Here is a 10,213-nt window from a genome sequence, read left to right as displayed (position 1 = left end):
GACGAAGTTGAAGTAACCGAAATCATGGTTGCTGTTGGCGACACTGTTGAAGAAGAGCAATCTATCTTAAACGTTGAAGGCGACAAAGCGGCTATGGAAGTGCCTGCACCGTTTGCAGGTACTGTAAAAGAAATTAAAGTAGCTACTGGCGATACAGTTAAAACGGGTTCTTTAGTATTTGTTTTTGAAGTTGCTGGTTCAAGCGCTCCTGTATCAGATGAACCTAAGCAAGAGTCTGCACCAGCAGCGCAAGCTGAAAGTTCTGCATCAAGTACAAAAGATGTAAACGTACCAGATATTGGCGACGACGAAGTTGAAGTAACCGAAATCATGGTTGCTGTTGGCGACACTGTTGAAGAAGAGCAATCTATCTTAAACGTTGAAGGCGACAAAGCGGCTATGGAAGTACCTGCACCATTTGCAGGTACTGTAAAAGAAATTAAAGTAGCTACTGGCGATAAAGTTAAAACAGGCTCACTTATTTTTGTTTTTGAAGTGACCGGCAGTGCACCAGCAAAAGCATCTGCGCCTGCTGAGCAAAAGCCAGCGGCTGCACCTGCAAAAACCGAGTCGGTACCAGCACAAGCTGCACCTGCGGCTAAAGCTAACAATGAAAGCTTTGAAAACAACAGCGCGTATGCACATGCATCGCCAGTTGTTCGTCGTTTAGCTCGTGAGTTTGGTATTAACTTAGCTAATGTAAAAGGCACGGGTCGTAAAAACCGTGTGGTTAAAGAAGACGTGCAAAACTATGTTAAAAACTTAGTTAAGCAAGTTGAGTCTGGTCAGGTTTCAGCATCAGCAGGTAACGCCGGTGGTAGTGAGCTGGGCTTAATTCCTTGGCCTAAAGTAGATTTTGCTAAGTTTGGCGAAATTGAAGAGAAAAAATTATCTCGCATCCAAAAGTTATCGGGTAAAAACTTACACCGTAACTGGGTACAAATCCCACATGTTACACAGTTTGACGAAGCGGATATCACAAGTCTTGAAGCGTTCCGTAAAGAACAGAACGTGTTAAGCGAGAAGAAGAAGCTGGGCGTTAAAATTACACCACTTGTGTTTGTGATGAAAGCCGCAGCTAAAGTACTTGCAGAGTTCCCAACGTTTAACTCGTCGCTATCTGAAGATGGCGAAAGCTTGATACTTAAAAAATATATTAATATAGGTGTGGCAGTAGATACGCCTAATGGCTTAGTTGTTCCTGTGTTTAAAGACGTGGACAAAAAAGGCATTATTGAGTTATCTCGCGAGCTAATGGACGTGTCTAAAAAAGCGCGTGAAGGCAAGTTAACTGCATCAGACATGCAAGGCGGCTGTTTTACTATTTCAAGCCTTGGTGGAATTGGCGGTACGGCATTTACGCCGATTGTTAACGCACCAGAGGTAGCTATTTTAGGTGTATCTAAATCTGAGATTAAGCCTAAGTGGAACGGTAAAGAGTTTGAGCCTAAGTTAATGGTTCCGTTATCTATGTCGTACGATCACCGAGTGATTGATGGCGCACTAGCAGCACGTTGTACAGCAACACTTGCAAGCTACATGAGCGATATACGTCAATTAGTGATGTAACACCAATTTTATTAAAAAGGCGATCATTCTAGCGAATTAAATAGCACGTTAACGGCGTCAGAAGTTACTCATATAGGAAAAACTATACAGCGTAATTTCTACCTTGTTATAGCACTATTTTCTTGTCGCGATAATTGCTGGCTAATTTAATTCAATTGATGTTTGTAAGAAAAACAAAATCAAATCCCAGCCAGTTGTTTTTAGCTGGGATTTTTACTATATGCAATGATACAATCTTTGCACTATTTGTGAATTGCTCTGATTTTCTGCCCATGCAGAAACATGGCAGTTAAATTTTAGGGCAGTGTCCCGTTCAAACAATTAAGGTAATAGCATGAGCAACGAATTAAAAACTCAAGTTGTTGTACTAGGCGGTGGCCCGGGTGGTTACTCTGCAGCTTTCCGTGCTGCTGACTTGGGCTTAGAAGTTACACTAGTAGAATCTCGTGAAACATTAGGTGGTGTATGTCTTAATGTTGGTTGTATTCCTTCAAAAGCACTTTTACACGTAGCTAAAGTAATTGATGACGCAGCTGAAATGTCATCTCATGGTGTTACTTTTGGCGCACCACAAATTGACTTAGACAAAATCCGCTCTTGGAAAGAGTCTGTTGTTGGTCAGCTTACGGGCGGCTTAGACGGCATGGCTAAAATGCGTAAAGTTAAAGTTGTACCAGGTTATGGTAAATTTACAGGTAGCAACACGTTAGCTGTTGAAGGTGCTGACGGCACAACAACTATTACATTCGACAATGCGATTATTGCCGCAGGTTCAAAACCAGTTAACTTACCATTTATCCCAGAAGATGATCGTGTAATTGACTCAACTGGCGCATTAGAGCTTAAAGATATACCTGAAAAACTACTTGTTTTAGGTGGTGGTATTATCGGTCTTGAAATGGGTACTGTTTACCGCGCGTTAGGTTCTGCTATTGATGTTGTAGAATTTGCTGATCAATTAGTTCCTGCAGCTGATAAAGACATCATCAAAATTTACCAAAAATACGTAAGCGATAAATTTAACGTTATGCTTTCAACTAAGGTTGTGGGTGTTGAAGCGAAAGATGATGGTTTATACGTTACATTTGAAGGCAAAAACGCGCCAGCTGAGCCAGTACGTTACGATAAAGTGCTTGTTGCTGTAGGTCGTACGCCTAACGGTAACTTACTTGATGCTGAAAAAGCAGGCGTAAATGTAGATGAGCGTGGCTTTATTAACGTTGATAAACAGTTGCGTACTAATGTAAGCAACATTTTTGCAATTGGTGACTTAGTTGGCCAACCAATGCTTGCGCATAAAGCGGTTCACGAAGGTCATGTTGCTGCTGAGGTTATCTCTGGTCAGAAGCATTTCTTTGACCCTAAATGTATTCCTTCAATTGCCTACACTGACCCAGAAATTGCATGGGTAGGTGTTACTGAGAAAGAAGCTAAAGAGCAAGGTTTAAGCATTGAAACTGCGGTATTCCCGTGGGCTGCATCAGGCCGTGCAATTGCATCTTCTCGTACTGAAGGTTCTACTAAGCTTATTTTTGATAAAGAAAGCGGTCGTATAATCGGTGGTGCCATGATTGGTATTAACGCGGGCGAAATGCTTGGCGAAATCGGTTTAGGTATTGAAATGGGGGCAGATGGTGAAGATTTAGCGCTTACTATTCATGCTCACCCAACATTGAACGAGTCAATTGGCCTTGCAGCTGAAATTTTTGAAGGTTCAATCACTGATTTACCAAATAAAAAAGCAGTTAAAAAGAAGAAGTAATTTTTTTTAACTAACACCGCTTTTTTAAAACCCAAGCTACGGCTTGGGTTTTTTGTTTTTATAACTGTTAATTTTAAAAATAAGCAAAGCTTGCTTTGATAAAGTGCCATTTTATTTTGAGCTGATAGCTGATAGCTGATAGCTGATAGCTGATAGCTGATAGCTGATAGCTGATAGCTGATAGCTGATATCTATTCATCATGTTTTTAGCTACAATACGCGCCGAACAATTTATAGGTAATTAATCACTGTGACTCACTCATCTCATAATTCAGTACTGGTATTACGCGCTCAGCAAATTAGTGAATCTCGTCGCGAATTTAATGCCCGTGGCGCTAAGTTAGCACGTTGTGAGCAATGCTTAATTGCAAAGCATTACTGTATTTGTGAAGGTGTAGAGAAAGCGCAATGCAATGCTGCAGTGTGTTTATTGATGTACCATAACGAAAGTTTTAAACCTTCGAATACTGGGCGTTTAATTGCCGAGATTATACCTGATAACCATGCTTTTAAATGGGATAGAACTAACCCCGATGATGCGCTAATAGCGCTCATTAATGATGAGCAATATCAGCCAATGGTTATTTTTCCTGCTGAAGATGTAGAAGCGGGGCGGGCAATTACACAAGTAAATATTGAGCCTGGTAAAAGGCCGCTGTTTATCTTTTTGGATGGCACATGGCGTGAAGCGAAAAAAATGATTCGCAAAAGCCCATATCTAGATAACTTGCCCGTATTGTCTATTACAGCTGATAAGTTATCAGACTACCGTTTACGTGTTGCGCCGCATGCGCATCAGTTAGGTACAGCTGAGGTAGGTATTTTAGTGCTAGCACTCGCTGGTGAAATAGAGGCCGCTGAAAAGCTTGAAGATCACTTTATAAAGTTTCGAGATGCGTATCTTATGGGAAAACGAAATAAAGGCAGACCGGAGTCTATTTAATACCGATTGCATTGGCTATGAGTATTAAATTTTAGGCAAAGAAAAGCGCGCTCTATTTCTAGGCGCGCTTGCGGAATCTTCTAATTTTTTGCATCCTGCAATTGAACTTAATCAACTCCAATTTTTACTGTTCCATGTTTATTGCTATATTACTTTTTAGTTCTATGCAATGTAAGCCAATCCGGGCTTGTATCCTTTATTCCTAAACGTCCTGTTGTGGTAAAATCTATTACCAAATCCTTCATTTGCACTTCCTAGTGCTTCCATGTTGTTATCAATCCATTGTGTTGCCTGTTAATGAGGCCTGTCCTTTTTATTCCTTCAACATCCTGTTAAGCAACGTTCCAATGTTACACTCCTTTATGCATCTTCCTGATGCTGTCCTTTTATTAACAATCCATTGCGATGCTCATCCTGAGCCTGTCCTAACTCCGTGTTGTCATTTATAACCAGTCACTGGTTTATCGAGTAATTAATCCTTGTCCTTTTACTCGTTAAGCGTCATTGCTTAATTGATGGGTTAAGTATAGGTGAATGGCTTAACTAAAGTAGGACAAAAACACGATACAGTTTATGTATTATTATTGTTAAATGCTATAAAGGTTAACTTTATCAATGGTTTAAATTGTTTTTGGTAGGTTTTTAATCGGCGTTTTACTTATAAGCTGGCACACCCGTGAGATATCTCTTACAAGGTATTTCTGTTTTGGACGTTTTTTTAGTATTTATGGCTATTTAGGGTGTGCACTTTTTAACTGTTCACGGTAGAATTATTGATAATAATTACTATTTAGGTGGAATAATGAAGAAAACACTCGCTATCGCTTTAGGGTTTATCGCATCGGCGCCAGCCTTTGCAAATGATGTTGTTAATATTTACTCTTTTCGCCAACCTTTTTTAATACAACCTATTTTAGACGATTTTACAAAGCAAACCGGTATTAAAACAAATGTTGTGTTTGCTAAAAAAGGATTAATTGAGCGTGTAAAACGTGAAGGTAAACATAGTAAAGCCGATTTAGTTTTAACGTCTAATTTTAGTGCACTTATTCAATTGGAAGATTTAAATTTAACTCAAACAATTAATAGCACTCACGTTGATAGTAACGTACCTTCTGCCTTTCGTGATGGTGATGGACAATGGGTCGCGTTAACAAAACGCGTGCGAAATGTATATTCATCAAAAGATCGTTTGGGCGCATTACCAAAACTAACTTACGAAGAACTGGCTGATCCAAAATATAAAGGGCAAATTTGCACTCGTTCAGGTAAACATCCGTATAACTTAGGGTTGGTTGCTTCAATGATTGCGCATCACGGTGAAGCGCAAACTAAAACATGGCTTGAAGGCGTTAAGGCTAATTTAGCACGTAAACCACAAGGCAATGACCGTGCTCAAGTTAAAGCCGTTAAAGAGGGGCTATGTAATCTTGCGTTAGGCAATAGTTACTATTTAGGTAAAATGTTGCAAGACGAAGAACAAAAAACATGGGCAGAGGCAGTGCACATTAATTTCCCTAATCAAATTGATCGTGGTTCACATATCAATGTATCGGGGGCTGTTATTACTAAATATGCTAAAAACCCTGAAAATGCCTTGAAACTCATAGAGTATATGACCGACAATAAAGCGCAAAATATGTATGCATCGCTTAATATGGAATACCCAGTTAAGCCTGGTGTTCAATTATCCAGTTTGGTTGCATCTTGGGGCAGCTTTAAAGAAGATAGCTTGCCACTTGATGAGATCAGTAAATATCGTCCGTTAGCGCTTAAGTTAATTGATGAGGTGAAGTTCGATCTTTAATGACTTATAAATTTAAGCTGTCTAAATGGCAGCTATTCGCGTGGTCGACAGGCTTGGTTTTGTCGGCCCCGTTGTTCTTCCTCTTATTTGAATCGCTACAAGGCAACTCCGAGGTTTTTACTCACCTTTGGGATACGGTGCTTTGGGATTACATTGCTAATACTGTACTACTTATTTTAGGGGTGTGTGTACTCAGTAGTGTTATCGCTTTGCCACTTGGTTGGCTAACCGCTTACTGTAACTTCCCAGGTAAAAAACACTTTGAATGGGCGCTCATGCTGCCTCTTGCCATGCCTACTTACATTATTGCCTACGTGTATACCGATTTACTAGATTATGCTGGGCCCGTGCAAATTACTCTAAGGGAGTGGTTTGGCTGGCAGTCACCCAGTGATTACTGGTTTTTTGATATTCGCACTTTGCCTGGTGCAATAGTCATGATTGCTTTGGTACTTTACCCCTATTTATTTTTAATTTTTAAAACAGCTTTGAGAGAGCAGTCTTTTAAATTGGTACAGGCAAGCCAATTAATGGGACTTTCTCCTACCAAAAGTTTTTTTAAAGTGAGCCTTGTATTGTCTCGAGGCTCTATTGTTGCGGCCCTTGCGCTGATCAGTATGGAAACAATGGCTGACTTTGCAACCGTTAGTTATTTCGCTGTTAGCACGCTAACAACGGCGGTTTACGACACATGGTTTGGGTATTACTCATTGACTGCCGCTGCAAAAATATCAGGTGTTATGTTGTTATTGCTATTTTTAGCGCTTATGGCAGAGCGCTTTAGTCGTCGTAATCAAGCCGTGTTTGAGCGTCAATCGGGTGTAAATAGCGAGGCACTTTATATTTTAAAGGGTAAGTCGGCTTGGTTAGCGACTGCATTTTGTAGTGTGGTTTTACTTGTGTCTTTTGTGATCCCCATTGCGGTACTACTTAATTACGCGATTACCTATTTTGAAAAAGCGTGGAATGCTGAGTTTTTCAATTATGCATGGCAAAGCCTAAAAGTGGCAGGTGTTGTAAGTCTAATAACAATTGCATTGGGTGTATTTGTTGTTTTTTATCAACGCATAGCATCACACTCGTACCCACTTATTCCTGGGCGACTAGCGAGTACAGGTTATGCGCTACCTGGTACTGTGCTTGCCATTGCTGTGTTATTACCTCTTACCGTGTTAGAAAATGGCATTAATGCAGCATTAGAGTCATACAATTTAGACATAGGTCTACTGCTAACAGGCAGTGTGCTTACTATAGTGATTGCTTATGTCGTTCGGTTTTATGCGATTGCTCACGGTGCAATAGAATCGAGTTTTGTGCGTATTAGTCCATCGCTTGATATGGCAAGCCAGTCTATGGGTAAAAGCCAAGGCCAAACCTTGCGCTTAGTCCATCTACCTTTATTAAGACGAGGCTTACTGACCGCTGCGTTATTAGTGTTTATTGAATGCATGAAAGAGCTGCCCGCAGCTTTACTCCTAAGGCCATTTAATTTTGAAAGCCTAGCAACACATGTTTTCCAGTATGTAAGTGATGAGCAGTTAGAGCTGGCTTCTATATCTGCTTTGTTTATTGTTATTGTTGGATTTATCCCTTTGTATTTTATTAATCGTTCTATGGAGCAACACAGTTAAATGAGTAGTTTAATTTTGCAAGGTGTAAGCTATCACTATAACGGTACAAAGGTGATCGAAGACTTAGATTTAACGGTGGGTAAAGACGAGATTGTGTGTTTACTTGGTGCAAGTGGCTGCGGCAAAACCACCACACTAAAAGCCATTGCAGGTTTAGTTGAGGCTAAGCAAGGAAGTGTATTTATTGATGGTAAACTTGTCAGTGATGAATCAACATTTATTGCACCAGAGCACCGAAATATAGGTATGATGTTTCAAGATTACGCGTTGTTTCCTCATTTAAGCGTAGCAAATAACATTGCGTTTGGGTTGGGTAAAATGAGCCAATCCGAAAAACAACAACGTGTAGATGAAATGCTTCAGTTAGTGCATTTGTCAGGCTGTGCCGATAGGTTTCCTCACCAGCTTTCTGGTGGGCAGCAGCAACGTGTTGCAATTGCCCGTGCATTGGCTTATAAACCAAGTTTACTACTTCTTGACGAGCCCTTTTCTAATATAGATACTCAAGTTAGGTTTGAGTTAATTGCTGATATTCGCCGCATTATTAAGGCGCAACAAGTTTCAGCGGTATTTGTTACCCATTCCAAAGAAGAGGCGTTTGCTTTTTCAGACACGCTTGCCATTATGCATCGTGGAAAAGTTGCCCAACAAGGCACGCCAGAGCAGCTTTTTGCTGCGCCTAGGTCAAAGGTGGTTGCAGAGTTTCTTGGTCAAGGCATATACTTACCCGCACAAGCATTAACGGCAACTGAATATAAAACACCTTTTGGTACTGTTGAGTCTGATACGCAAGCAAGCCACAATTCATGTAGTGGTGAGTTATATGTGCGACCTCATCAAATTGAACTGGTGAAAGAGTGTCAAAGTGACAAACTCAGTAAACGGGCTACAATATTAAGTCGTCGCTTTATTGGTTCTGCTCATATTTATAAAGTTGTCATAGCCGAGCAAACGCTTGAAGTTGCAGCGCAATATGGCCAATCATTTGAAATCAATGAGCAGGTTATAATAAAAATAAAACCCCACACAGTGAACTTTTTTGAATCGTAATCAAATGTTATTTACTGTGTTTATATCTGTAAAACTGAGGAATAACAATGGCGCAAGCGCAATCTGGGATTTGTGCTGAAGCAAACCTACATGGTTTGCATTTATTTTTTAATGTGTTTGATGGTCAAGACGAATCATTGCGCGCTAAACTAAAGCAAGTAAGCGCTATTGAAGAAGAGTTTAACGATCAGTTTTCAGAGTCAATGTTGTCATGTGTTGTTGCCATTGGTGCCCAATATTGGCCTCATATCCTTCCTGAATATATTCCTAGTGAGCTGCAAAGCTTTCCCAATATAAATCATTCAGATCACCAAATGAGTGTCCAACCGTGTGACTTGTTTGTGCAGGTGCGTTCCGATAGAGAAGATGTAAATCACTTATTTGCACTGCAAGTTTTAAAGCTTTTTGCACCTGATGTAGAGCTGGTGGAGCAAATTCGTAACTTTCGCTTTTTAGATGGCCGAGACTTTAACGGCTTTATTTATGGTGGCGATATGCCACATGGTAGAAAAAAACGAGCAACCGCGTTAATTAATAAACCAGGGTGTTTTGAAGATCAGGGAAGTTATATTCATGTTCAACGCTACAAACACGACTTAACTGTTTGGCAGCATTTATCGCTCAGTGAACAAGAACAAATAATGGGCCGTACACGCCTAGATAACACGTTAATAACCCCTGCGTTAAATACGAGCCATGCCACGCGCAGTGAATTAAAAGATGAAGAAGGGCAACCCCTTTTGTTGAATCAAAGTATGCCTTATGGTGATGTTTATGAACAAGGGATGTTATGCATAAGCTGCGCAAGCACTGGGACTGCATTTGAGGCTGTATTGAATAGCCGTTTAGGTGAGGGGGAGTGTTACGACCACTGGCTTGATTTTACTCAAGCCGATATGGGGTCAGCTTTTTTTGCCCCCTCAGTTGGGTTTTTAAAGCAAATTTAAACCGTATCAAACAAAATACGTACACGTTCAAGTGTTACGTCTATTTCAGAAATTTTTGCTGGAGCAATAAATATAGTATCGTCTCCGGCAATAGTACCGAGTACACCATCGGCCTTTCCTAACGAGTCAAGTAAGCGGGCAATAAGCTGCGCAGCACCTGGGCTTGTGCGAATAATGATCATCATTTCATTATGCATAATATCAATTACTAACTGGCGTAATGGGCTTTTAGCTGTAGGCACTCCCATTTCAGCGGGGAGGCAGTAAACCATTTCTTGCTTAGCATTACGGGTACGCACAGCGCCAAACTTACTTAACATGCGTGACACTTTACTCTGGCTTATATTATCAAAGCCTTGCTCTTTGAGAGCATCAACTATTTCGCCCTGAGAGCCAAAGTTTTCTTCTTTTAAAAGAGACTTAAACGCTTTTACCAATGCTTCTTGTTTATCTTGAGGTTGCATAGTCTTTATTCATTATTGTTATTTATGCTGTAAATACTAC

Annotated in this window: 8 protein-coding genes; 7 read left to right on the top strand and 1 reads right to left on the bottom strand. The window is 40.4% G+C overall.

The window, feature by feature from the left end:
* The 7 genes from aceF to KZZ04_RS07990 all read left to right on the top strand — a co-directional run.
* Positions 1–1,569: pyruvate dehydrogenase complex dihydrolipoyllysine-residue acetyltransferase (gene aceF, locus KZZ04_RS08020; RefSeq protein WP_219422339.1), on the top strand; the 1,569-nt coding region annotated here is incomplete at its 5' end.
* A 334-nt stretch (positions 1,570–1,903) separates the two neighbouring features.
* Positions 1,904–3,331, top strand: coding sequence for a dihydrolipoyl dehydrogenase (gene lpdA, locus KZZ04_RS08015; protein WP_039038017.1), 1,428 nt, complete (start codon positions 1,904–1,906; stop codon positions 3,329–3,331).
* A 250-nt stretch (positions 3,332–3,581) separates the two neighbouring features.
* Complete coding sequence (locus KZZ04_RS08010) at positions 3,582–4,274, top strand: tRNA-uridine aminocarboxypropyltransferase (protein WP_058404505.1); 693 nt, start codon at positions 3,582–3,584, stop codon at positions 4,272–4,274.
* A gap of 802 nt (positions 4,275–5,076) precedes the next feature.
* Positions 5,077–6,081 carry a Fe(3+) ABC transporter substrate-binding protein gene (locus tag KZZ04_RS08005; protein ID WP_058404504.1) on the top strand — a complete coding sequence of 335 codons (1,005 nt, stop codon included), beginning with the start codon at positions 5,077–5,079 and terminating at the stop codon, positions 6,079–6,081.
* The gene (locus KZZ04_RS08000) at positions 6,081–7,712 is read left to right on the top strand and encodes an iron ABC transporter permease (RefSeq protein ID WP_058404503.1); all 1,632 of its coding nucleotides are present in this window, start codon (positions 6,081–6,083) and stop codon (positions 7,710–7,712) included. The genes KZZ04_RS08005 and KZZ04_RS08000 overlap by 1 nt, the downstream gene beginning before the upstream one ends.
* A complete protein-coding gene (locus tag KZZ04_RS07995) occupies positions 7,713–8,762 on the top strand; it encodes an ABC transporter ATP-binding protein (RefSeq protein ID WP_058404502.1) in 1,050 nt (349 codons plus the stop codon).
* Between the two features lie 47 nt (positions 8,763–8,809).
* Positions 8,810–9,709, top strand: coding sequence for a Dyp-type peroxidase (locus tag KZZ04_RS07990; RefSeq protein ID WP_058404501.1), 900 nt, complete (start codon positions 8,810–8,812; stop codon positions 9,707–9,709).
* Here the strand turns inward: KZZ04_RS07990 and argR are convergent.
* The gene (gene argR / locus KZZ04_RS07985) at positions 9,706–10,173 is read right to left on the bottom strand and encodes a transcriptional regulator ArgR (protein WP_006794541.1); all 468 of its coding nucleotides are present in this window, start codon (positions 10,171–10,173) and stop codon (positions 9,706–9,708) included. The genes KZZ04_RS07990 and argR overlap by 4 nt on opposite strands.
* Positions 10,174–10,213: the final 40 nt, after the last annotated feature.

It is taken from the genome of Pseudoalteromonas sp. CR1 (assembly GCF_019392235.1).
GTDB lineage: Bacteria > Pseudomonadota > Gammaproteobacteria > Enterobacterales > Alteromonadaceae > Pseudoalteromonas.
This window is presented reverse-complemented; position numbering and strand designations above follow the sequence as displayed.

What these genes read in the sequence shown, in the direction of transcription:
- lpdA (WP_039038017.1), top strand. Translation starts at nt 1,904, where the DNA reads ATGAGCAACGAATTAAAAACTCAAGTTGTTGTACTAGGCGGTGGCCCG.
- KZZ04_RS08005 (WP_058404504.1), top strand. Translation starts at nt 5,077, where the DNA reads ATGAAGAAAACACTCGCTATCGCTTTAGGGTTTATCGCATCGGCGCCA.
- KZZ04_RS08000 (WP_058404503.1), top strand. Translation starts at nt 6,081, where the DNA reads ATGACTTATAAATTTAAGCTGTCTAAATGGCAGCTATTCGCGTGGTCG.
- KZZ04_RS07995 (WP_058404502.1), top strand. Translation starts at nt 7,713, where the DNA reads ATGAGTAGTTTAATTTTGCAAGGTGTAAGCTATCACTATAACGGTACA.
- KZZ04_RS07990 (WP_058404501.1), top strand. Translation starts at nt 8,810, where the DNA reads ATGGCGCAAGCGCAATCTGGGATTTGTGCTGAAGCAAACCTACATGGT.
- argR (WP_006794541.1), bottom strand. Translation starts at nt 10,173, where the DNA reads ATGCAACCTCAAGATAAACAAGAAGCATTGGTAAAAGCGTTTAAGTCT.